The following is a 23,453-nucleotide window of genomic DNA, read 5'->3' as shown; positions in this document are numbered from 1 at the left end:
TTTCCTCCAGACTTATCCCGAGATAACCAGGCTTCCCGGTTTAGATGACACTAGTAGTTCTTACGACACGTTCACGGTGGTTCACTTGTATTCGTCTCCTCTGGTACTCACCTGACGGGATCACTGTCCCGCCTTTTCCCGTAACGTTCACTACCATGGCTCTTTACCACAGCAGCTTACGGTGGTTTGAAGCCTCCACCTGCATGACGGCTTCGAGGGGCCCACCCTCATCTTCGATTAAGCATGGCTAGAAGTTCCCTTCTTCGCCTTCTTGGCACACTAGAACTGACAACTTGTAACTGCGCTTCGAAGGACGAGTCCATGATTTGTGAAGAAGGTCGCCGGATCGACATGAGTGTCGCCGGCGTTAGGAGTCTCGTGGGGGCGCCATCAATCTGCGTTCGAGGTCATGTCGCCGTAGGCTGCAAGAACCGCCTGCTCCATATGGGTAATTTCCTCGTCTGACAGAAAGTCAGAGTGACTCTTGCGTTTCTGTGCTGAAAGCCTGCCATTGTTTTGCAGACAAAAGCGGATGAAGAGGTCTATCAAACGGTCGGGCATATCAACGATTTTCTGGATAGCTTTCTTTGTTTCATCGTAATTGGCTAGAAACGCCAATTCTTGGGTTAGTTCGACCTCAATGGTCTGATCGATGAACTTGAAGAGAGCCTCCACCTGGGGCGTCATATCGATGTAGCGGTACCACCTGGCGGTATCGTTGTGAACGGTCATGCGGCCCTCTTCATCGAGAGAGTATTCCGCCAGGGCCATAATATGCCGTGAGAACGCTTCCAGAGAGGCGTCATAGTCGGCAGGGTTCTTCAGCATTGATGCCGATACGGGGAACATGACGCCTTTGGGTGTAAAACCCCGGCGGGCAAGGATGTTGTGGATCAAAAAACGGTGGATTCGGCCGTTGCCGTCTTGGAAAGGGTGCAAGAAAACGAACCCGTAGGAAATAACGGCGGCGTGAACCACGGGCGACACATCGCTATCGTCCATGCTTTTATGGGCAGTAATTAGACCCTCCATCATGTCAGCCAGATCTTCAGGCTTTGGACATATGAAATGTATCCTTTCCTTTTGCCAGACGATTGTTTCTCCGACGTAGTTCTGACACGTCCGGTAATCGTAATCGCGAAACCGTTGATCGACAATGCGATTCTGAAGTTCGATCAAGCGTGGTTTTCTGCAAAAATCTTCCTGCTCGGCCAGCTGAAGTAACGCTACAAATCGCTCGGTTCTGGTCGACGTGGGCTTAATATTTTCGATCTCAAAAGAGGATTTTGTCTCCTTGGTGTACAGATAGCCAAGTGCTCTCCTCAGCAACTCCGGGGAATAGCCAGCCACCGCCCTGCGGCATCTCCCGGCAAGATCGGCTGTTTCAAAGCTTCGAAGGGTTTCAGTTCGGCGAACAATTGGGCAAAAGCATGAGTTACCCAGTAGATTGTCGTTGATTCGCTGGCGACGAATCTGGCGGGCCGGGCTGACCGTGAAGTATTCATCCGGCTCAAGCAGATCAATGTAGTTACCCTGCTTCAAGTCATCGAGAGGAAGCATTTTCCCGGTAAGAAACTCGTAAAGATACCACAGCCGCCTAGCGTATTTTCCGGTTGGTCTTGAGCGGACATATTGGAGAAAGTCTTCCTCTGAAGCTTCCCGAAACAGGCTGTCGAGTATGGCGAGATTCGTCCCGTCATATTTAAGCGCAAATTCAAGATGATTGCCCAGAGTATCCCCCGGCCAGTACTTAGAAGGATATGTCTCCTCAACTATGCCCTCGCTCGAGCCGATCCGGCGGATTCCACTCGTGGTCACCAGTGACCTGTGCCAATTTGGAATAACATCTAAGTCATATCGCTCGATAAGTGTCGCATACCCCGCGAGTCTTTCAGTTGATCTATCCTGATCGTTTTCAGCCATAGCGTCCTCCGGAAAAATGATTACAATCCAAGAATTATTGTTATATTTTAGCACACATCAAGAAAAATAATTACGGACGAACCTCTATGCACTTACTACACTTCAGGAAAAACGATTACAAAACGAGAAAATCATTTACGAAAGGCCTTTTTGCTGGAAATATCGTTACGTCAGATTCGTTTTGATTCTTGCCGGAATAATCGGGACTGCTTCTTTCCATATTCACAATGTTCATTCCCATGCTCATAGTCAATCCCGAACCAGCCTTTTGTGAGTGCTTGACTGGAGCAATGATATAGAGAGATTAGCCAGGCTTATGAATCGAAAAGTAATCCTCGAGACGGCAGTTTTCACAAGTGAATATTCATTCGTTTATGATGGAAAAACTGCTATATTGATCATATAAGCGTGTTGCACTACCTGCCGTATATTTCCTTAGTCTTCACGTGCTTACTTTAAGTGCGAAGCCTCACTAATGGAGGTGAGGCAATGAAGAAAGCGATATTTCTTACACTCTGCGTTATGTTGCTGGCGGCATTTGGGCTGGCAGGAATTGGGGAATTCGTACTGGTAGAAAATGGCAGCTTCACGATGGGAGACACCTGGGGCGATGGATACGACAATGAAAAACCCACACACAAAGTGACGCTCACCTACAACTTCTATATAGGAAAGTATGAGACTACATTCGATGAGTACGACGTCTTCTGTGAGGCTACTGGCATAGTCAAACCAGATGACAAGGGCTGGGGGAGGGGAAGCAGACCAGTTATCAACGTGAGCTGGAAAGATGCTATAGCTTACTGCAACTGGCTGAGCGAGAAGGAAAAACTTCCTAAAGCCTATGACAGCAACGGGAATCTACTGGACAAAGATGGAATGATAACGACAGATCCATCGAAAGTAGTAGGGTACAGACTGCCGACGGAGGCTGAATGGGAGTACGCCGCAAGGGGTGGGAACAAGAGCAAGGGTTACAAGTATTCCGGAAGTAACAGTGTGGATGATGTGGCCTGGTACGATCCGAATTCCGGAGGAATGACTCAAGAAGTTGGAAAGAAAACGCCGAACGAGCTTGGAATCTACGATATGTCCGGAAACGTTTGGGAGTGGTGCAGTGACTGGTATGAAGGTTACTCCAGTTCGGCGCAGACGAATCCGTACTACAGTACAGATAGTTCTTTCCGGGTGAATCGTGGCGGTGGCTGGGAAAGCAGCGTGATGAGCGTAAGGGTGGCGTCTCGTGACGATGGCTCGCCTCGTTCTACGCGCGATTACTTCGGTTTCCGTATTGCAAGGACGTTGCCTTGATTACACATTAGCCTTTTTACGTTCTTCCAATTTTGCTGAGGGTTCGAGTGCAATGAATGGGGTTGACCGTAGTGATGATAACGGAAAAGGAGTGGCAGTTTATCAAGTCAAAGACCTAGGTCCTGTGCAGTTGCATCACAGGATGACCCTGAACGGGAGCACGAAACAGAAGAATTCGGGACAGGCTATACGGTATGATTGAGTAGGAGTTGGCATTAGTAATTGGAAATAACAGTCTTCTTTTGCATTGAGTCATTCTGAGATGATCCTGCTCAGAATCTCAACGCGAAAAACGTGAACAGTTGCAAGTGCCAAGATCCAAGTTGTAAGCGTAAGAACCGTTGTGCGCTTAAAAGCGGAGAACCCGCTGATCGCTTGAAAGAAAGTTTCGCGTTGGACGCCTAGTAAGAGACGCTGAGCGCTGAAAAACAACGATGACCGTCAAAGGTCAGCCGTCCTCCGACAAAAGCCGCCGGTAAATGTTGGGATGTGAGGCTCGCTGGCGCGAGGGAGAGAAAAATGTCGGACGCACTGCGCCGGAAAGCATCGGCGGGCGCAATGCCTGCGAAGAACATGCCGGAACGCAAGGCTGCCTTCGGCAGTAGGCCATATCGAAGCCAGTCTGCTAACGCAGGCCAGCCAAAAGGCGAGAATCATCGCCGCCAGTGAAGGCTTCGCCTTCGCCAGTGCCGCTTCGTGGTGCCAGTCTCAGCTTCAAGCTGAGGCCAGTCACTGCAAGCAGTGGCAAGAACAACGAAAAAACACAAGTGATGCAGAACATCAGGACCGTCGCTCTGTGTGCGGCTAGTTCCGACTGCATCGGTCGAGAACGGTTGCAAGCCCTAAAGTAAAGATGCGTCAAATGCTGTCATTCCGACAAAGCTCCTAGTCGGAATCCCGATGCTCTTGCTTCATTGGTTCTACCAAGAACGAAGAACTTTGACGCGGAGCGTCGGAACGAAGAACTGCTCTTTTTGGGGACGCCTCTTCACAGCGCCCAGCGGATCTTATGATTGCAACTTGGAACAGTCAACTGTTCTAGGAGCCGTGGTTGGTGGTACGTGGTTGGTGGTTGGTTGGAGCTTAAGGAAGAGAAGACAGCAATCACCCGCGGAAGAATATCAACTCGTTTGAACCAACTCAATTTGCCATCCTGATGTGTTCTTGATCAGGATCAGGTCTTTGATCTTTTCGGTGAACGGGTCCATGATCCGGGACGGTCAACGGTGAACCGCTTCTCGCAGCGTACAGCGCTTCCTAGGAACGAGATGCTGAAACAAGTTCAGCATGACGGGATGTGACGTTTTCGCAATCAATTAACACCGTCATCCCGGACTTGATCCGGGATCTCCGATCCAATCGAAGGACGGGTTCACGATCTTGGACGAAGTACGAGGGACGTTTCTTTTCTTAAGAGCTTGCAACTTTTCCTTATCCTATCCAAGGATGGCTTCAAATATTCTCAGATATGCAGGAAACTTCACAGCGCGTTGCTTGGTTCGCAATATCTTTCTATGTATAATCCTTGCAATATCGTGGAGGGATTTATTTGAATAACTCTTGTTTTTATTCGATTTTTGTGGGTATGGTGATGTGCAGGGAAACCCCGTTCAGGTGACAGGGTTTCTGTCGCTATGAAAAATACGGGGTGTCAGGAGACACCCTTTTTTATTTTCTTCGGGAGGTGTGCTATGAAAAGATTCTTACTGGTACTTGTGATCGTTCTGGTAGTTGTGAGCTTTGGAGAAACAAAGCTAAGGATCGGAGTTACGCCTGTTCCCTTCGTAGAGATACTCGAGTTCATAAGACCGGAACTCGAGGCGGCCGGGATAGATCTGGAGATTGTTGTTTTCAGCGATTATGTTCTTCCAAATCTGGCGCTTGCCTCAAAAGAGCTAGATGCCAACTTCTTTCAACACATCCAGTACTTGAAATCCTTTACGTCTCAAAGAGGAATAGAAGGGCTGGTGCCGGCGGTAAACGTTTTGATCGCTCCAATGGGTTTCTACATGAAAAAGCCCTACGAAGAGCTCTCAAAGGGAGACAAGATCGCTCTTCCCAACGATCCCACAAATGAGACAAGGGCCCTTCTCCTACTTCACAACAACGGAGTAATTACCCTAAAGGATCCGGGCAAGGCAGATATTACGGTACTGGACGTTCAAGAGAACCCAAAAGGGATTGTGCTGCTCGAGATGGAGGCAGGATTCGTTCCGAGAGTATTCAAGGAAGACACAACAGTCGCCGGGGCCGTCATTAACACCAATTACGCGCTCTCGATCGGCTTGAACTCTCAGAAAGACGCCACTTTCGTTGAGGGAAAGGATTCGCCGTATGCCAATTTCATTGTTGTGCGCGAAGAAGACCTTGACAGCGCGTGGCTAGAGAGTCTGGCGGAAATTATAACAAGAGACGAAGTCAGGGAATTCATACTGGAAAAGTTTGAAGGCTCGATCGTCCCTACTTTCTAGTACAAAGAGTTTTTTTCAGCAAAGAGCGGGCGCAAGCCCGCTTTTCTTGGAAGATGGTTAATGCGAATCAGATTTCAGATAAGAGTCTTCAGTGAGAAGTTATCATGCCGACTGGTTAATGCCGATTATTCATTGTATGCCCGTGCAGTGATTAGTGAATTCGTAAAGGGTTTTTCCGAAAGCTATTTTGAAAACCGAATATCATAGGTCCAGCGGATAGAACTGGGTCATAATTAATGCGGATCGTTAGGAGAGATCGCGAGACATGAGTTGTGGATAATCTTGCTATCACCAGCTCTAAGTCGTGCACTAAGGTATTGTCTTCTGAGAGAGAATGCATTCACTTTGGTTACGTCATTATCAATCAATTGATTTCAGTAAATAATAGAGAAACTCATACAGCTGTTAATTTTTACATCTTTCATTTTGATCGACTCATTGTGAACATACGGATTATCTACAATTAAGGCTAGAATGATTATTGTTAATGAGACGCAGGTATTTATTACCCATGTGAAGTCAGCCGGAAAACTACGTGTCTTTACTGATTTGAAGTATGGAGTATAAGGGCCGGCGTAATCAACTGAACTTCTTGTGCCTTTCACTTCTCAAACTCGAATTGTAGAACTCCATTTTCTATCATCTAGATACTATTCGCACCCTGGGGGATGATCTCGGCAGCCAGGTCTGATTAAGGTATTCGGAGTTGACTCATCAGGCGATTGCTCAGAGAATCACTGCCGAAAATATGATTCTCATGATGTGACGATTACTGCGAATCACCCGTGTCGCTCTCACAAAATAGAAGGGGGCGAAAAGATGAAGAAACTGGCATTGGTAATTGTAGCGCTTATGGTGTTTTCATTTGCATTCTCAACTCCGGAATACGTTATCGAGGACTTCGACGGAAAACCCGGTGGGACTTTGAATCTCCAGATGAATCTAGATCCTGCGACCTTTAATCCTCTCATTGCATCTGAAATTTATTCCCGCAAGGTAATCGGATTGTTCTCTTCTTCCTTGCTCGGCTTCGATACTACCAGGAATCTCACGATTCCCGAACTAGCCTCGGATTGGTGGCTCTCCGAGGATGGCCTGACCGTATTCTTCAAAATAAGAGAGGGAATCTTATGGTCAGACGGTGAACCATTCACTGTCGATGACGTGTACTGGCGCTTCAACCTGCTTGTGGAGACGGGGGTTTCGGGTTTTCTTGATGCAGAAGGCAACCTCCCGACTATTGAGTTGATAGATGATTCGGCGATATCTCTCAGCTGGACTGTACCGAATACCTTGGGTATTAAAGTTGCAGCAAGCCGGGAGATACTACCCAAACACGTCTTTGAGCCTGCAATCGCAGCTGGAACGGTTAATGAGATATGGTCTCTGGACGAAGTTGATCAGATAGTAGGAATGGGGCCGTTCATTCCTTCAGAGTATGTTCCGGGAGCGAAAGTAGTTTTGAAAAAGAACCCGAATTACTGGAAATTCGACTCAAACGGGGTTAGACTCCCATATCTGGACAGTGTGATAATCCACATAATGAGTGGAAGCAATCCGATGTGGGCATTTCAGGCCGGCAATCTGGACTTCTTTTCGCCGTCGACAAGTCAGTTGAAAACTCTCTTAAGTAAAAAGGACCATAGCTGGGTTGCGGGACAGGGGGGTTCAAGAGACTACGTGCAGTTCCTTCTTCTTAACTTCAATGCGCCAGATCCGGTGAAATGGGAGTGGTTCAGGAACGATCATTTTAGGCGTGGCTTTGCCTATTTGATAGACCGGGAGAAGATAATTGATACAACTTACGGGGGCAATTCAAAACCCCTGTATTCGCCCCTTAACGTAGAGAGTCCATATTATTCGCAAAAGGTTGAGGAAGATCCGTTCTTCTTTTCCGTGGAAAAGGCGAAAAGCGAGTTTGAGCTGGGAGGTTTCAGCTGGAACTCGGAAGGGAAGCTGATCGATGGAGCCGGAAACACAGTCGTCTTTGACCTTGAGGTTTCACCCAATTTTGTGAGTCTAGGAAACCTCATTGTATCCAATGCAAAAAATCTTGGTATAACTATCAATTTGGTTCGCCTGGCAGGAGTGCCGCTTATGGAAGAACCTCTGTACGACTCTTTCCTGTCAGGGCTGTTCGACGGTACGATAGATCCTGAACTTAGAACTGGAGTCTTTCGTATCGACGGACCAGGTCACTTCTGGAACTATCCTCCAGGATATCGCGATTACATAACCGAAGAGATGTACTACCTCCCCGAATGGGAAAAGAGGATTCACGAGATCTTTGTTCTCCAGACATCAGCGACAGAAGATGAGAGATATGAATTGTTTGAAGAGTTCCAGATTCTATTTACTCAATACCAGCCCATCATTTACATACATTCGCCGAATCTCCTATATGCTTATCAGGGCAACGTACACTTTCCAAATCCTATCCCTTCGGCGGCAGCGGATGAACTCTGGAAAGCCTGGGGTATCTGGAAGGAGTGAAGCAATATCCGGCCGGGAAGAGAACCTTCCTGGCTGGTTTATTTGAAAGTGCTCAGCGTAAATCTATTACTCCTGTGAAGTCAGCCGGAAAACTACGTGTCTTTACTGTTTTGGGTATGGAGTGTAAGGGCTGGAACTAAGTGGGGTCAGACTCCGTTTTTCGCAAAGAACGGCTGAATAGGCTGCGAAGCCGTAAGGCAGTGTTTTGGAAAGAAACCGACTGTGGATTTAAGGCTGTGACACTCGAAGTATGTGGTAGTATTTTATGTTTTAAGACTGTCTAATGGGCTACAATGTGCTTTCTGACTTAACGGCAATGCGCTTAAGGGTTAGTTTCACTTAGGTGCCTGTGTTCTTTCGATGGAGGTGAATTTCATGGGAAAGAGAACGAAGCTTGTCACATTGCTGATAACGGCAATTATGATTGTTCTTGTTCTTGGTGGATGCGTACTGCCACGATTTACGCATGACACTCTTATTGAGATAATGATTTCAAGAGCAAGAGAATATCTGGCGCAGAACCATCCCGAATTCGACCTGAAACTGTTCGCCGTCTATGCTAGTACAGACGAGGTTCCGGAACCTTTTGACAAAGCCGATGATCTGGCATACTGGAGACTGATCTTCTCGGATATCGATCTCGCCAAGAGTGTTGAAGTCTTTTGCAGGGATGAATCATGGTCCTCAATCGTTGTCGACGGCATCTGGATGGAGGATGCGTATTTAATAGACCCGTTTTACATAGTCTATGACATTCAGGACGCCATAAACATCATTAGCAACCGCGATCCTTTTCTGAAGTGTCTCAGAATGTATTTCCATCTCCCGATTGATCCGAACTACAATCATCCGGAATACAAGTTCCGTATAGAAGATGGTGGCTTCGTGAACTTCAACTCAGTAACAGGCGAGTTCGTGTTTTCGAATGACTGAATCCTGACAAAAACTATGAAAGCTTTAGATACTCAGTTCATCATTTAGGATACCTCAATTCAGAACTGAGACTTTTGCGCTGAGTGATCACGAATAGAGGTAACTAAAAACCTATCAATCCCTATTCATAGAAGATCGTTACTGAATTGAGAGGGTCTCGAGACGAGTTTGCAGGTACGTGACTGCGGGTCCGAATAAACCTTGAGGGCTAGATGCTGAATGGAGTTCAGATTGCGGAATTATTGACGGGTCCGGGATCTAGGGTCTGGTCAACAGGACCGGCTCCTTATTTAAGGTTATCACTGCAACTGAACAAATCATCCCGTATCCACAAATCGAAGGAACGAGATTCTGAAACGAGTTCAGAATGACGGGATGTGACGTTTTTGCTTTCGGGTCTTTAGCTTCCAACTTGGAACTGAGAACTTGCAACTGTTCTAAGAGCCGAGGTTGGTGGTTCGTCAAGAGAAAAGAGCAAGAACTAGATCTAATTCATTGCGAACGGAGGAAGGTTGTCTTCCGTGACGGGCTCGATTATTTGCATCTTAGCATCATCGTTCTCAGCTCTTGCGCTGGCTAATTAGCTTCTCTTGCCAGAAAATATCTTGCGAAAAGGCGCGATAAGCGTACTTCTCTTTTATCGTCAGAAATTCATGTTTAGCTTCGACCTTGAAAGGCTAATGGATATAATCATGGAGATTGCATGGTAATAAAGGACCGCAACTAAGAAGGCTTCGAAACTGCCATGGTATTTCTGCCCTTGCTCTTAGCATCATACATGGCCGAATCTGCGGCCTCTTTGAGATCCTGCAGTTTCATATCTGAAGTGAACTCAGCAACACCTATACTCAGCGTTTCGTTGAGAGCCACCTCAGAATCCCCTTCTTTCACAACATCAGCAACGCTGGAGCTCTCAAGGATTCTCTTTCCCACTATTTCTGCCTTGTCTGTGCCAGCATTCGGAAGGATTACAGCGAATTCGTCTCCCCCGATTCTGCAGCAAATGTCCGTATTCCTTGTGCTGGACCGGATCCTTTCCGATACCGACTTAAGCACAGCATCTCCGATACTGTGGCCATGTCTGTCGTTGATGACTTTCAGCATATCGACATCAAGAATCATTAGTGAAAGAGGTTTGTTCGATTTGCGAGCATGCGAAACACAGGACTTCAGAACGAATTCGAAGTATCTTCTGTTATGAAGGCCGGTCATGAAGTCTATATTCAAGGCGATTGCCCTGTCTCGCAGCATCTTGCATGCGGGAATCACACTCAATAGTATGATTGTGGCAAACGTTATAATTACAAAGATCCTCACTCTGTTTAGAAGGGTTCCGATATATTCAATAGAGAAGTCAACCCCTGCCAACCCAACAACTTCGCCTGAGTCAGCCGTTATAGGGCAATAGCCGGTGACGAACTTTCCCCAGTCTTGCCAGTCTACTACGCCAGTGGCTTCTGCTATTCCTTCTTTGAAAACTCTCAGCTCGAGCTCACCCATTTGATCAACAGAACCTATCGGGGAAAAGAGGCCGCTGTCTGAGGGTTCTCCGTCGAAAATGTATGCAATTTCCTCAGAGGAGAGCATCTTTTCTGCGAAGATGAAGCTTACTCCTGTAGACTCTCTTATATCCTGGAAGACCTGTTGCATTCTCTCATAGTATTCGGTATCGAACTCTTCGTTTTCATAGTCAGTCACTGACGCTAGAGCGACAAATGACTCAACATCCTCCTCTATGAATCGAGACACGCTTGTCGCAAGATCTACAGCATTCTTTCCCAGTTCTTGAACGATGAGGTCATAAACGTTGTTGTAGAGAACATACCCGAGCAGTGAAATGAAGAATACCAGCGAGATTATCACAACCACAAGCTTCAGCACAATACCTATCGAAAATCTTCTTGCAAATGCTTTGTCTGGTCCTCTTCGTTCAGTCTCTTTTTTTCCCTCACGGTTTGCCATGCTTTCCTTCCTTTCGCTAACCATTCGGATACTGCAACTGTACGAAGCAATTATCGCATATCTTGATTGATTTGTTAAAAATAATCATTTTAATGAATCACATGTATGTATCATTGATTGTCCGACTGATGTCTTTCGGAATTCTTTAATTCTCGCTGAGCTATTGCAACGTGGTCTTCAACAGAGGCCACCAGCTCTTAGGAGTATCGAGATTCTGAAACCAGTTCAGAATGACGGGATGTGGCGTCTTTGCTTTCGGGTTTTTAACCTGCAACTTGGAACTGATATTTTGCTCTTACCAACCCGCAACCACCAACCCCGAACCTCGTCACTTATGCTTGCAACTTGGCACACCACAACTTGCAACTGATCTTAGATCGAGATGCTATATCAAGTTCAGACGGAATCCCGAAAGAAGAACCAAGAACCTAAACATGGAACGTCGGATTAAGGATAACTATTTACGCTTCTTCTTGGTAGATCTCTTCAGGTCTAGCAAAAAATAAACTATCTATACATCATGTTCGATTTCAGAGATTCAGATTTTATGGCTCATTATGGCTCACCTATGACTCATCACGGCTCATCATAGTGTAGTATGAGGTTTTTCTACTACTCCCTTTCTGATCAAGAACGCCCTTTTTAACAAGATCAGCAAGGTCTCTTGTCGCAGTTGCTTTTGAGACTTCCGTAAGTTCTCTGCATTGTTCGTTGGTAATGCTTCCATTTTTTATGACAAACCCCACAATTTTTTTCTGCCTTGGTGTAAGACCCGGTATCTGCAGTTCACTTATATAAGATGAGTTGAACAAACTCACCGAGAATCCTCCTGATTCTTCCCTGAATATTGGATCAGGGAGTTTATGTGCCCTGCACTCTTCAATCATCAAGACAGTTCCTCTCCCCCAGGTCTCAATAAGACCTGCCTTGAAGAAGACATCTGCCAGTAGTTCATTTCTTGGCTGGGAAACGTGATTCTTCAGAAGGTCCTCAATCGATATCCCATTTGGTAGACCACCGTTATTCCAAAGAACCAACCTGTCTGGAAAAACCTTTATCTGGGTATGATAAGCCGAATAATCTCTGTGAACAACAGCATTTGTTATGGCCTCTCGCAATGCTTTCTCTGGATAGACCATTTCATCCTTTCTGTAAATACCGTCGTAAGAAACACTCGAGAAGATATACTTTGTTCTTAGCAACGACAAAGCCTCTTCAACCTGGACAAAAAGATTCCCATCGACATCATCGGTCCTGATAAGGTTGGTATCATTAGTAAATGCACCGATCTTCAGAAAGGCCCCAGGAAAAAACCTTCGTGGTTCTTTGCCGAAAAGCAAAATCGCGGCTCGCTTGAGCCTTCCATCAGTGACAAGATTTAGTTTTCTAAGCAAATCTATAGATCCTTCTGTCCGTGAAGCAAACGGCAACCGCTTATCTGATAGAAGTCTGAATCTTTCTATAGTAGATTCATCCAGATCATCCACTGATGCATCACTTATAGTTTGAGCGTCCCATGTCCTACCACACCGTGCAAGAAGGAATGACTCTAGTTCTCTTCCAGTAAGTTCTTGCGTAGTGCTCCCACTCCTCACATAGAAGGATCCCTTAAATGATATTGAACTCTCTGAGGGATGGACCTCAACAACAATCAACTCTTTTCCACTTTCCGATAGCAGCGAGACTTGTGGAATTATCCCGAGGTAATTTCTTACCTTGTTCGGAATATCCTCAAGAAGTCTATCTGCTCTATTAACACCAACAGGTTTACCAGAATCGTTCATGCCAATAATCAGTTTACCGCCATCGGTATTCGCAAAAGCGCAAAGTGTTTTCATGCATTCGTCTCGCCAGTTAGTCTTGAATTCAACTTTCTCGTTCTCTTTCTTCAAAACTTTTCACCCCTGGTATATCTTGTCTTATAAGTAGATTTTAGCATTCACAAACTTCTCAGAACGAACCAGCAATCCTGCTGCTTCCATCTCAAGTATCAAATTCAGTCGAAGTGTAAAACATCGGTTCTCTTCCAAATAAAGTACAGGAGAATGGCTTAAAATAGACTCTGAAAGTGAAATTGCGATTACCCTGAATCATCCCATAGAATCATTCTGTAAATACGATGGGGATAGTGCTTAATGCTGTCGCAAAAGGTATTTATCTTCTTCTATTCATATGCGCAAGCGTGTGAGTTTCGCTCTTCTTGTTAGGAATCCTTCCATATTGTAAGACCGGGAAATAAATAGGGTCAGACACTATTTTGTGATACCAGTTTCGCTTCTGCTCCTGCAACTTGCATCCGCTATTAATCTTTTCGGCTAACGGAAAACCATTCAACCTTGGACCGGTTTTACTTTGCTCTTTCCGACCTCCTACCACCAACCTCTAACCTCGTTTTTTTCTTGCAACTTGTCTTTCAGCTACAAGCATTTCTCTCATGAGATTCGATCTTTCTGCTTAGATAGAGTTCTATAATGGACTTAACAATCGAAGAAAGAGGTTAGAAGTATAGTTCTGAGCGACGAGATCTTCAAGAGGGAATGTAGACTTCAGATTCACCAATGGTTTTTTATAGCGGTTGTGTCGAGTTGTGCGAAAAGAGATTCGAAATCGGTCTTCGTGAAGCGGCTGTGCAGAAGGCATTTCCCGATAGTGAATGGTCCTTACTGGATAAGTTGAGTCTATGATATTCGAGTCGCAGTCGGCAGAAGACTTGTTTGCATCAGCAGAGTTCCACGAGGGAGGAGTATCTAAATGATGGGAAATCTGAAACGACGGGCAATCTTTGTATGCGTAGTTCTTATCCTGGCAACGCTCACTTTTTCTGTTACTACCTTTCATCCCGTAATCCAGGAGTTTCAAGAGATCATAGAAGAGGATCCGGTTCTTTTCATGCTCTTCAACGAGATGTTCGAAGAGATTCCATCAACACCGGAATTTCAAACGGACCCGGCAGGAAATCCCCAGATAAGAAGCTACGTGCAGATGCTGAACGTGATGAACGAAGTTCTGACTCAGGCACCGGAGTTCAACAAGAGTGAACTGGTCGGATTTCCCATTAATGCGGTGATCAATTGGGCGATGGGTACCCCTGCTGGAACCACAGCTTTCCTGAACGAGAAAGTGAATAAGCAGTTGAAGAAGATCCTCAGTCAGTGGGCTGTCTTTCTCGGCTCCCCCGACTCGAGGTATGTGCTGAGCGAGGATCCCGAGAAGGGCTGGTTTGGACGGGATGCTATGGAGGCCATGCCCAACTTCGTGGAGGATTTCCAGTGTGACCCGGAGCTTCCATATTATGGCTTCGCTTCCTGGGATGACTTCTTCACACGACAGTATCGTGAAGGAAGGCGCCCTGTGGAATGCCCCGACGACGACTCGGTGATTGTCAACGCCTGCGAATCCGCGCCTTACAAGATCGCGACCGATATTCAACTCCAGGATCGCTTCTGGATAAAAGAACAGCCATATTCTCTCAACCATATGCTTGCAGACGATCCTCTGACGGAGCTCTTTGAGGGCGGAACGATCTACCAGGCTTTCTTGAGCGCCCTTAGCTATCATCGCTGGCACAGTCCGGTCAGCGGGCGGATCGTAAAGACTCGCCTGATCGACGGTTCCTATTATGCCTCTGCTCTTTCGGCAGGCTTCGATTCCGCAAGTCCCAATGAATCACAGGCGTATATAGCGCAAGTAGCTTCCAGGGCGCTGATTTTCATCGAGGCTGACAATCCAGATATAGGCCTGATGTGCATAGTATTTATCGGAATGGCGGAAGTCTCTTCGAATGAAATCACTGTTTATGAAGGCCAACATGTGGATAAAGGCGACCAGCTTGGAATGTTCCACTTCGGCGGATCGACTCATGTGTTGATCTTCAGGCCCGGGGTTAATCTCGAGTTCGATCTGCGCGGCCAGACGCCAGGGCCGGACTCTGTGAATATCCCTGTTCGTTCGAAAATCGCGACTGTTCATGGAGAATGAGCATTTGACTAAAAGAACTGCATAGACAGTAGTTTAAGAAGAAGAGGGATTTCGTCTTATCGTCTTTGCGATTAGAAGAGGAAACAATTCCACTATTGTGGAGCGCAGAGTATGTTTTTTCATCACGTTTAGTTTCAGTTGTATTTGATAGCTTTGCGGCGATAGTGTCACTTACAATCAAGACTTAGCGAGCTGCTCGAGGCTTTGTTCTCACCATTGAAACGAGACTTTCCGATGTCTGTTTCAGCCGTCTCATTGAGTTTGGCTTATGCTATGCTTTCTGGCACGCCGCCCGCGCAAAGAGAAGGAACAACTCTTCAACAGATTCTCATATAAACGACGCTTCTTGCATTCTATCCCACGGCTCGTAAACAAGCGCCGGCATATAGAAGTCGGGGAAATCCGGTCACTTTTCTTGTCTTTCGTAGCCAGATAGTTCTGAAGGTAAAGAACTTTCATGTCTCGGAGGTAGCAGCAGTCGTCAATACCATCCCACTCTGTCTTTACCCTAACATAGTCTCCATTATCAACAACGGCATTAGGTCTTTCTGCTCATCATTACCCACATCATCTGCTCGAAGCTCAGTAACCTTCTCCCCAGATCAAGGAGATGTCTCATGTAATCTCAAATCCATGAAGAATAAGAGATGATTGTTCTGTGTCTGAATTTGACCCGGATGAGATTGTCGAGCCATCATTCAACGGATTGTTTCAGTCCTGTTCTCTGATTAGCGTTCCGATTCGAGTTCCATCTTCATCTAGGATTGCGTACTTGCCTTCGGGAAGCTCTTCAAACTTTGCATTCTTCCAGCCGGAGTTCCTCATTTCATCCATGCGCTTTCTCTTATTCACGGTTGGAGTTTGCCCGGATGAAAAACCTTCTCCGGATTTCTCTCTCCAGTCGAGCTTTTTCTGCAATGTCCATTCGTCAATGAAGTATCGCCGGCCTAGCTTCGAGGCCTTTAGGGTTCCGTCGTTAATCCATTTTCTAATCGTCCAGGGAGTGCAATCTAGAATCTCCGAAACTTCCTTCGTGTCGTAATACTTCGTTCCACCCATCTCAACCATTCTATTCCCTTCTATTCCAATTCAAACTAACTTATTCTATTATACTCTAATATATTCTAATTCTTATGGAGGGTAAAGTCTTCTCCTGAAGGGGTGAATCAGTAGAGAGCCTTCCGGAAAGCATAATCAATTCTTATTGATCTTTTAATCAATTGGTTTCTACAATTGATTGGTTTGTGGGACGGCAGATGATATCATAATTTTGAACGCCTTTTATTTTCACGAAAGCATCTTCTATTCTTTGCCGCCCATCAGAGGCGGCTTCTATTTTTTTTCGCTTATGATTCCTGCATACATCCCTTTGCTCCGAATGGAAAGCAGGGGCTGTTCTCTGAGAATCACAATTGAGAAGGTAATAGATGCGCTGGTGAGGGAAGACGGCAAGTTGCTCTAGGAGTATCGAGTCGAGGGAAAGAATCTCAGAATTTGAAGCCTGATTCGATTATTGATGAGCAGACTCTCACGATCTCGGGGTCGTAAAGCTTTCCAGCATTCTTATTTATCTCTTCCAGTGCCGCTTCAAAGCCCAGAGCAGCCCTGTATGGTCTGTGTGAGCTCATTGCCTCGAAGACATCGGCGACCATAATTATTTTTGCTTCCAGCAAGATCTCTCCATCCTTCAGATGCCTGGGATAACCGGAACCGTCAAGACGCTCGTGATGCTGATACACTATCTCCGCGACCGGCCAGGGCAGGTCCACCTTATGGAGGATTTCGTATGCCGTTTCGGGGTGTCTCTTTATCATCTCGAACTCAATATCGCTCAAAATTCCTGGTTTAGAGAGTATCTCCGTGGGGACGACAATCTTTCCAATGTCGTGAACCATTGCCGAAACCCTAATGGATTCAAGTGTAGACTCGTCCAGGCCCATTGCCGCGCCTATTTCAAGGGAAAGCTTTGCCACATTCTTCTCGTGGAACTGAGTGTAGGGATCCTTAAGATTCAGCATGTCGGAAAGAACACTAACTATTGAATGAAATGCGGCTTTCAGGTCCTCGCTCGCTTTCTGACGCTCTGTTACGTCCCTGGCAATACCTTCGATCGCGATAAGCTGACCTGCGTCATCGTAAACAGGTACGTTCATCTGCTCGCACCAGATGACATCTCCGCTCTTCTTTATCCATCTCAGTAGAATTGGAGCTTCACCAACTTGCTGCGTGAGAGCGGCAAGTACCTCTCGATCGTCAGGGTGAACCAGCTCGAAGCCAAGATTCGGATTCGAGTAATGGTCTTCAGGAGTGTAGCCGGTTATCTTCGTGGCCGAGGGACTTACGTACGAGAATCTCCGCTCCGGATAAAGTTCATACCTGTAGACCAGATCGTTGGCCTTCTCCGCTATTAGTCTGAACTTCTTCTCACTCTCTTCCAGAGCGCTTTCCGCTTCTGCCCTCAGTAATATCTCTTTCTTTCTGTTGATCGCCTCTTTGACCGCGAAGGGAAGCCTGGTCATGTGCTCTTTAATCACGTAGTCTGCCGCACCGGCCTTCATGCAGTTGACAGCAGTTTCTTCATTCATAGAACCTGTTAGAATCACAATTGGTGTCTCGGGAGTATGTTCCAGGGTAAGGGTTATTACTTCCATGCCGTTGAAAAGCGGCATCATGTAATCGGAGACTATCAAGTCCGGCTTGAAGTTCTCGATCGCATCGAGAAAATCCTTCCTGTTATCGACCTTCCGAAATTCCAGCGAATCGCACCAGTCTGCAAGCCCTCTCGAGATCTCTAGCTTTGCAAGTTCTGCATCGCTTTCCAGATCCTCAACGAGAAGTATCTTAACCGTTGCATAACGGGGCACATTATCTACCGGAACTTTGGTCATAATCACCTCCATACAACACAATAAATGATAGCACGTCAGGCACCTCATTTCGAAAAGGTAATACTTCTAATTCATTTGTTAATCGGTTAGACAGTCGCAGAATATACTTTCTCAGATCGAACTATTTGAAATGCCAAAAGGCTATACTAATTTAGGGGCTACTTGAAGCGACTCCTTCTGGAGGGAATTAGATGGGAAGAGAAGCGTTAACCGCTCTGATGAACAATGCGGCGTTGCTCATCACTCTGGTTGTCTTGTACAGCGTCTTCTATACCAAATCAATTCCGAGCCGACTGGCTTCCAGGCAGATCATCTCCGGCCTTCTTCTGGGTTTAGTAACGGTGGCCGTTATGATGAACTCCTGGCAGCTTTCGCCCGGGGTAGTGTTCGACACGAGAACTGTCGTCCTGGGTCTCATTGGGCTCTTTTTCGGCTTTTTACCTTCTGCAATCGCGGCCTCTATGGCAATTGTTCTGCGTCTGTTAATGGGTGGCGAAGGCGCCCTTCCTGGAATTGGCACGATCATCAGTTCGGTTTCTGTGGGACTTTTCTGGAGATACGTAGTCAAGAAGAAGATCGGAGATCATTCTCTTCTGGAACTGTACCTTCTTGGAGTCGTTGTTCACAGTTTTATGTTGATCTGTATGCTTTTCCTGCCTCAGCATAGCAGAGAAACTTTCTTCTCGATAACTGCCCTGCCTGTAATGATTATCTATCCTTTGGCGACAATGGTCGTCGGATGGGCAATTACCGACCAGATTGCGAGGCAGAGAGGAAAGGCGGCCGAGAAAGAGCTCGTTGTAATGAGCGAGAGACTGGCGACGATAGTGAAAACTTCACCGATTGCTATAGTCACAATCGATCTGAATTACAACGTAACGGGATGGAACGAGGCAGCCGAGAAGATTTTCGGCTGGAAAGAATCGGAAGTAATCGGAAAACCCTTACCATATATTTATGAGAACCATAGGGAAGAGCATCGGAAGATGAATGAAGAGACTCTCAAAGGATGGCCCGTCAGAGGAGCACGATTCGTTAGGCACAGGAAGGATGGAAAGGAAGTGGTCGTCAAGGTCTATAACGCTCCGATTCACGACGAAAAGGGAAATCTTGCGGGTCTATTCGGAATCCTTGAGGACGTGACTGAACAGCACAAGATGGAGCTGGCCCTAAATGAAAGCGAGCTTCTTTTCAGACAGTTGTATGTGAATATGAATGTCGGCGTTGCAATTTACAAAGTGGTCAATGACGGCGATGACATTGTCTTTCTAGACATGAATCCGGCAGGTTGTAGGATAACGGGTGTAAACCGCGAGGAGATACTTGGAAGAAGCGTCAGAGCAATCTTTCCGGGTGTAAAGAACTTAGGGCTATATGATCGGATACTCGATGTATGGAAAAGCGGGTATTCGCAGCATCATCCTGTTAAAGAGTATCACGATGGGAGGCTGACTTTCTGGGCCGAGAATTTCATCTATAGGCACAAGGCAGATGAGATTGTAGTCGTATTTGAAGATGTAACGGAGCGAGAAATGACTCTGGAAGAGCTCGAAAGGAGAGTTGTGAGGAGAACGGAGGAGCTCGAGGAAGCAAACAGGGAGCTCGAATCTTTCGCGTACTCGGTTTCTCATGACCTGAAGGCTCCCCTGAGAGCGATAAGAGGATTTTCAAAGATAGTGTCCGATCGCTACTCGTCTCTTCTCCCGGAAGAAGGCAGTCGTTATCTCGGATTCATTGTCAAGGCAGGAGAGGACATGTCGGAGCTGATCACAGGACTTCTTGAGTACTCAAGAGTTGGAAAAGCGGTGCTGAGACGAGAAGTAGTATCTCTGCAGGATCTTGTTAGCGATTGCATCTCGACGCTTGAAAGCAGGATTGTTGAGGAAGAAGCCGAAGTGAAGGTCCTCTCAGATCTGCCCGATGTCTACGCGGATCGCTCGCTGCTTAGAAGGGCATTGACCAATCTGCTTCAGAACTCGCTCACTTATCACAAGAGCGGGGAGCATCTCGTGATAAAAGTCTATTCAGATGAACAGAACGGTTTTGTGAACCTGACTGTTGAAGACAATGGCATCGGAATAGAAAGCAAGTTTCATGAAAGGATATTCAATATATTCCAGAGATTGCACACCGGAGATGAATATCCCGGAACCGGAATTGGACTGGCAATCGTGAAGAAATCAGTTGCTCTTATGGGGGGAGATGTATCTCTCGAATCGGAGCCAGGGAAAGGCGCAAGATTCACAATTAAAATCAAGGGGGCTAGCTCTTGAAAAAAGCCATAATACTTCTAGTTGAAGATAATTCGATGGATATTGAGTTGACTCTTGACTCTTTCAGGCAGGTAGGACTCACGAATCGAATCGAGATTGCAAAGAACGGAGAGGCGGCGCTGGACTACGTGTTTGGCAGGGGGAGGTTCGAAGATAGAGAAGCATTCCCCGTACCTGATCTTGTATTGCTGGATCTCAAACTTCCAGGGATTTCGGGACACGAGGTATTGCATGAAATGAAGAGCAATGAAATCACGAGGAGGATTCCGGTTGTTGTTCTCACATCCTCTCGCGAAGAGGGCGACAGAATGATCTGCTATGACTGCGGAGTCAATTCCTATCTTGTCAAACCCGTCGATTTCGATGAATTTCTAGTGGTAGCCAGGGCCATCGGTGACTACTGGCTTACGATCAACGTCGGTCCTCCGGAAGTATGAAGGCCGTTAGTATTGCGTAATAGCGGGTTGCATACTGCAAAAAGCGATAGCTCTTAGTCAATGAACGAGGATCTTTTATTCGTTCTTAGGCTCCACCGTTAGGTGGAAAGAGCCGCTTGTTAGGGAAGGCTGACCGCTAATGAAAACCACGCTGTCCGTCAACGGTCCACCGTCCTCCGAGAAGGTCAAATGAAACAAGTCTTGACCGGAAGCATGAATTCAGCACAGGATTTCGCAACTTGTTCTGTTAAACTCTCTATTTCGTCCCGTTATTGGTTTTCTTTTCGGGCGAACAGCCGTTCGCCCCTACGAAAGAATCACAGTGATTTTTTTGATCCTATCGAAGGACGGCACTTCGTAGCGTTCAGTATGACGGCGGAATTATGATCGGATCTAGGGTCTGGTGAACAAAAGCGGTTCTGAAACATCAGCGGCGGACCGTTGACGGCTGACCTGACAGGCCTCCTGCGAAGCGGCATCACTTCCCCGAATGTACTTCCGGGCATCACTTACCCGGATGTTCTTCTCGAACTCAAGCTTCTAAATCCCCGCTCGAGCGGGGGGGACCGCTTGCGGTGGGGTGTGTGCTCTTCTCAAAGGACGGCTTCATTATCTGGAACGAAGAAGGCTCTTCTCAGCGATCAGCGTGCAGCGTCTTCTGGCAAGCGTCCCTTTCCCCGCGAAGCGGAACTGGCCACCGAGGGTGACTGGCCTAGCCGCAGACGAGACTGGCCAAGCGCAGCCTGACTGACCTGCGTAAGCAGAATAGACTGTCATCCCGTGATGTTTTTGCACGGGATCTAGCTGTTTCCAAACCCTAGACCTGGCTTTTCGTTCTAGTCGGAGAACGGAGAACCGTTGACGGCTGACCTGACAGGCCTCCTGCGCAGCAGCATCACTTCCGGCAATGTTCTTCGGAGCATTGCGTCTTCTCTACATAGAACGGCGAACCATACCGGTCAACTGATAGCCATGCACTACATATTTCGTATCGGGATATAGATGTCCACTACCTTCTTCCCTTCCACTGAGCTTTCAACATCTGGATAGAGTTCGAACGAAGGCCTGTCGTCGGGCACGTATCCGCTTTCCGGCAGCCATGAGCCATAAACCCAGTCCCATGCCCCGGCATATTCAGTGGCATCCAGCTCGAAGCGAGCCACCGCATACTCTCCGGCAGGAATAACCATTTTCCCGATTTCACCTTCTACCTTCGTATCTTCAGGCACTGTGATGCAGACACTCAATCTCAGTTTGTCGTCTTCTGTTACCTCGGGGTTGTCGTGATAGATTATCAGGAACTGTGCTCCTTTCCTCTCGATAAGTCCTCTTGGCCCGGCCCATGAGCACAGTCTATTGAAAAGTGTCTCAAAGAGTTTTTCATCGCCGGCGTAAGGCCCTATGTAGCGTACGTACGCGACCGCGCTTTCTTCAAAGTTCATGATTTCGACTCTCTCAGCCTTCTTTCCCATATTCATCCTCCTCAAGTAACTGTCGATGCTATGATTATAGAGTCGCGAGAAAGATGATGACCGATCTGTGTTGCCGTCACCCATACCCAGATTGCTTTCACATTCTCCGAGATTGCTGTCTTCTGATTTCTTCTTCTTCCATTCCAGCGGACTCATTCCGAAGCGCTTCTTGAAGCTTCTGCCTAAAGAAGACCCATTCGCAAAACCGCACTCGTCCGCCACCTCAACTACTGTCTTCTTCGGATCGTTCGCAAGAAGGGCTGCCGCTTTTCCGATCCTCAGTCTCCAGACAAACTGCGAGAGAGTCTCTCCAACGAATGCGTAAAAAATCCTGTGAAAGTGATACTTCGAAAAGCCAGCGACATTTGCCAGTTCCTCCAGAGTGAGAGGTTCCGATAGATTGTTTTCAATGTAATCCATTACCTCATTGATTCTCGACATGTACAGAACGTGCAAACCCTTGTCGGATAAGTTTTCGGTCACTTTGTCTCATTCCTTCCAAAATAGACCGTTTCTGGGCAGCCACCGCATCTGGAACTGTATAGAGGACACTGAAGGCAATCGCTGCCGCAAGGGGCGATACTCAGTAAGCCTTCAGTCTTCCCTTCCGAAAAAGCGCTTTCACCTGAAATCCTCGAGAGTTCGAATACTTCTACAGACTCCAGACCCAAAGTATTGACAGGATCCTCTTCTGCTCCCTCTAGCCACCACTTATGGTCGACCGGTAGCTTGAAATTCACCCAGAGAAACTCCTTCGAGCAGGAACAGGAAACAACATATGGACAGTTCTCGAACGATTTCAGAACTTCGCCGCTATTCCTACCCTTTCCGATAAGTAAGTAGTTCGTGTTTTTCACAGAATCACCCCACTTCCATCTCAATAATAGAATATACTCCTTGAAGGATACAAAAACAGAACTTCTGTGACTCAAAGGAATAAATTCCAATACTTTCTCCTAATTCTTTCGCACTAGATAGCCATTAATTTGAATTGATACTATCATGACTTTCAATAATAATAAGTCGAATCATCCTATTTCTGTCTGATAGATATCTCTAACCACTCATAATTTAAGTATTATGCCCAACTAAAAGCAAATACTTATATAGATAGAAGAAATAATTATAGTAATTGAAGATATTTTTATTTATGTGCTTGACTTTTCATTATTTTATGTGATATATTATGAATGTAGAACTAGAGTTTAATAAAAGGAGGTGCGGAAATGAGAAAAGTTAAGGACCCAGCTTCCATCGAAAGAGCCCTTCAGAAGTTCAAAGAGAAAGTAGCGAGAGAGTCCTTCCCACATTA

The 23,453-nt window shown here is 46.5% G+C and carries 16 protein-coding genes; 7 read left to right on the top strand and 9 right to left on the bottom strand.

Annotated features, from left to right (window positions below; genetic code table 11):
* Positions 1-390: 390 nt before the first annotated feature.
* Positions 391-1,923 (bottom strand): Fic family protein, encoded by a 1,533-nt coding sequence (locus Y697_RS03725; protein ID WP_183083696.1) that lies wholly within the window; start codon positions 1,921-1,923, stop codon positions 391-393.
* 489 nt (positions 1,924-2,412) lie between these two features.
* Here Y697_RS03725 and Y697_RS03720 point away from each other — a divergent pair, with 489 nt between their 5' ends.
* Positions 2,413-3,234, top strand: a complete 822-nt coding sequence (locus Y697_RS03720; RefSeq protein ID WP_121550363.1) for an SUMF1/EgtB/PvdO family nonheme iron enzyme — start codon at positions 2,413-2,415, stop codon at positions 3,232-3,234.
* A 625-nt stretch (positions 3,235-3,859) separates the two neighbouring features.
* Here the strand turns inward: Y697_RS03720 and Y697_RS14550 are convergent.
* Entirely contained in the window at positions 3,860-4,054 is a 195-nt protein-coding gene (locus Y697_RS14550; protein WP_183083695.1) for a hypothetical protein, read from the bottom strand.
* A gap of 871 nt (positions 4,055-4,925) precedes the next feature.
* Here Y697_RS14550 and Y697_RS03715 point away from each other — a divergent pair.
* Positions 4,926-5,705: a MetQ/NlpA family ABC transporter substrate-binding protein gene (locus Y697_RS03715; RefSeq protein ID WP_121550362.1), complete on the top strand. Its 780-nt coding sequence runs from the start codon at positions 4,926-4,928 to the stop codon at positions 5,703-5,705.
* Between the two features lie 374 nt (positions 5,706-6,079).
* Here the strand turns inward: Y697_RS03715 and Y697_RS14510 are convergent, their stop codons facing one another.
* Positions 6,080-6,310, bottom strand: a complete 231-nt coding sequence (locus Y697_RS14510) for a hypothetical protein (RefSeq protein ID WP_147433180.1) — start codon at positions 6,308-6,310, stop codon at positions 6,080-6,082.
* A gap of 214 nt (positions 6,311-6,524) precedes the next feature.
* On the opposite strand from Y697_RS14510, the gene Y697_RS03710 reads away from it, so the two are divergent.
* The gene (locus tag Y697_RS03710; RefSeq protein WP_121550361.1) at positions 6,525-8,198 is read left to right on the top strand and encodes an ABC transporter substrate-binding protein; all 1,674 of its coding nucleotides are present in this window, start codon (positions 6,525-6,527) and stop codon (positions 8,196-8,198) included.
* Between the two features lie 375 nt (positions 8,199-8,573).
* Positions 8,574-9,131: a hypothetical protein gene (locus Y697_RS03705; protein WP_121550360.1), complete on the top strand. Its 558-nt coding sequence runs from the start codon at positions 8,574-8,576 to the stop codon at positions 9,129-9,131.
* A 723-nt stretch (positions 9,132-9,854) separates the two neighbouring features.
* Here Y697_RS03705 and Y697_RS03700 read toward each other — a convergent pair.
* Positions 9,855-11,093 (bottom strand): diguanylate cyclase, encoded by a 1,239-nt coding sequence (locus Y697_RS03700; protein WP_183083694.1) that lies wholly within the window; start codon positions 11,091-11,093, stop codon positions 9,855-9,857.
* A 566-nt stretch (positions 11,094-11,659) separates the two neighbouring features.
* Positions 11,660-12,985, bottom strand: coding sequence for an ATP-binding protein (locus tag Y697_RS03695; protein ID WP_220665720.1), 1,326 nt, complete (start codon positions 12,983-12,985; stop codon positions 11,660-11,662).
* A gap of 859 nt (positions 12,986-13,844) precedes the next feature.
* Between Y697_RS03695 and Y697_RS03685 the strand changes: the two genes are divergently transcribed.
* Positions 13,845-15,071, top strand: coding sequence for a phosphatidylserine decarboxylase family protein (locus Y697_RS03685; protein ID WP_121550357.1), 1,227 nt, complete (start codon positions 13,845-13,847; stop codon positions 15,069-15,071).
* 711 nt (positions 15,072-15,782) lie between these two features.
* On the opposite strand, the gene Y697_RS03680 is transcribed toward Y697_RS03685, so the two are convergent.
* Both Y697_RS03680 and Y697_RS03670 read right to left on the bottom strand, forming a co-directional pair.
* Positions 15,783-16,139, bottom strand: coding sequence for a helix-turn-helix domain-containing protein (locus tag Y697_RS03680; RefSeq protein ID WP_121550356.1), 357 nt, complete (start codon positions 16,137-16,139; stop codon positions 15,783-15,785).
* A 419-nt stretch (positions 16,140-16,558) separates the two neighbouring features.
* Positions 16,559-17,959, bottom strand: coding sequence for an HD domain-containing phosphohydrolase (locus Y697_RS03670; RefSeq protein WP_121550354.1), 1,401 nt, complete (start codon positions 17,957-17,959; stop codon positions 16,559-16,561).
* A 191-nt stretch (positions 17,960-18,150) separates the two neighbouring features.
* Between Y697_RS03670 and Y697_RS03665 the strand changes: the two genes are divergently transcribed.
* Both Y697_RS03665 and Y697_RS03660 read left to right on the top strand, forming a co-directional pair.
* Positions 18,151-20,232 (top strand): PAS domain S-box protein, encoded by a 2,082-nt coding sequence (locus Y697_RS03665; protein ID WP_121550353.1) that lies wholly within the window; start codon positions 18,151-18,153, stop codon positions 20,230-20,232.
* The gene (locus Y697_RS03660) at positions 20,229-20,669 is read left to right on the top strand and encodes a response regulator (RefSeq protein ID WP_121550352.1); all 441 of its coding nucleotides are present in this window, start codon (positions 20,229-20,231) and stop codon (positions 20,667-20,669) included. Before Y697_RS03665 ends, Y697_RS03660 begins: the two co-directional genes overlap by 4 nt.
* A 977-nt stretch (positions 20,670-21,646) precedes the next feature.
* On the opposite strand, the gene Y697_RS03655 is transcribed toward Y697_RS03660, so the two are convergent.
* On the bottom strand, positions 21,647-22,624 hold the full coding sequence (locus Y697_RS03655) for a GyrI-like domain-containing protein (RefSeq protein ID WP_121550351.1): 978 nt from the start codon (positions 22,622-22,624) through the stop codon (positions 21,647-21,649).
* On the bottom strand, positions 22,621-22,998 hold the full coding sequence (locus Y697_RS03650; protein WP_147433179.1) for a hypothetical protein: 378 nt from the start codon (positions 22,996-22,998) through the stop codon (positions 22,621-22,623). The genes Y697_RS03655 and Y697_RS03650 overlap by 4 nt, the downstream gene beginning before the upstream one ends.
* Positions 22,999-23,453: the final 455 nt, after the last annotated feature.

It is taken from the genome of Mesotoga sp. BH458_6_3_2_1 (genome assembly GCF_003664995.1).
In the GTDB taxonomy this organism is placed as follows: Bacteria; Thermotogota; Thermotogae; order Petrotogales; family Kosmotogaceae; genus Mesotoga.
This window is presented reverse-complemented; position numbering and strand designations above follow the sequence as displayed.

Bases quoted from the DNA above. Each gene is read 5' to 3' on its own strand.
- Y697_RS03705 (WP_121550360.1), top strand. From the start codon at position 8,574: ATGGGAAAGAGAACGAAGCTTGTCACATTGCTGATAACGGCAATTATG.
- Y697_RS03670 (WP_121550354.1), bottom strand. From the start codon at position 17,959: ATGACCAAAGTTCCGGTAGATAATGTGCCCCGTTATGCAACGGTTAAG.
- Y697_RS03715 (WP_121550362.1), top strand. From the start codon at position 4,926: ATGAAAAGATTCTTACTGGTACTTGTGATCGTTCTGGTAGTTGTGAGC.
- Y697_RS03700 (WP_183083694.1), bottom strand. From the start codon at position 11,093: ATGGCAAACCGTGAGGGAAAAAAAGAGACTGAACGAAGAGGACCAGAC.
- Y697_RS03680 (WP_121550356.1), bottom strand. From the start codon at position 16,139: ATGGTTGAGATGGGTGGAACGAAGTATTACGACACGAAGGAAGTTTCG.
- Y697_RS03665 (WP_121550353.1), top strand. From the start codon at position 18,151: ATGGGAAGAGAAGCGTTAACCGCTCTGATGAACAATGCGGCGTTGCTC.
- Y697_RS03685 (WP_121550357.1), top strand. From the start codon at position 13,845: ATGATGGGAAATCTGAAACGACGGGCAATCTTTGTATGCGTAGTTCTT.
- Y697_RS03725 (WP_183083696.1), bottom strand. From the start codon at position 1,923: ATGGCTGAAAACGATCAGGATAGATCAACTGAAAGACTCGCGGGGTAT.
- Y697_RS14550 (WP_183083695.1), bottom strand. From the start codon at position 4,054: ATGCAGTCGGAACTAGCCGCACACAGAGCGACGGTCCTGATGTTCTGC.
- Y697_RS03710 (WP_121550361.1), top strand. From the start codon at position 6,525: ATGAAGAAACTGGCATTGGTAATTGTAGCGCTTATGGTGTTTTCATTT.
- Y697_RS03720 (WP_121550363.1), top strand. From the start codon at position 2,413: ATGAAGAAAGCGATATTTCTTACACTCTGCGTTATGTTGCTGGCGGCA.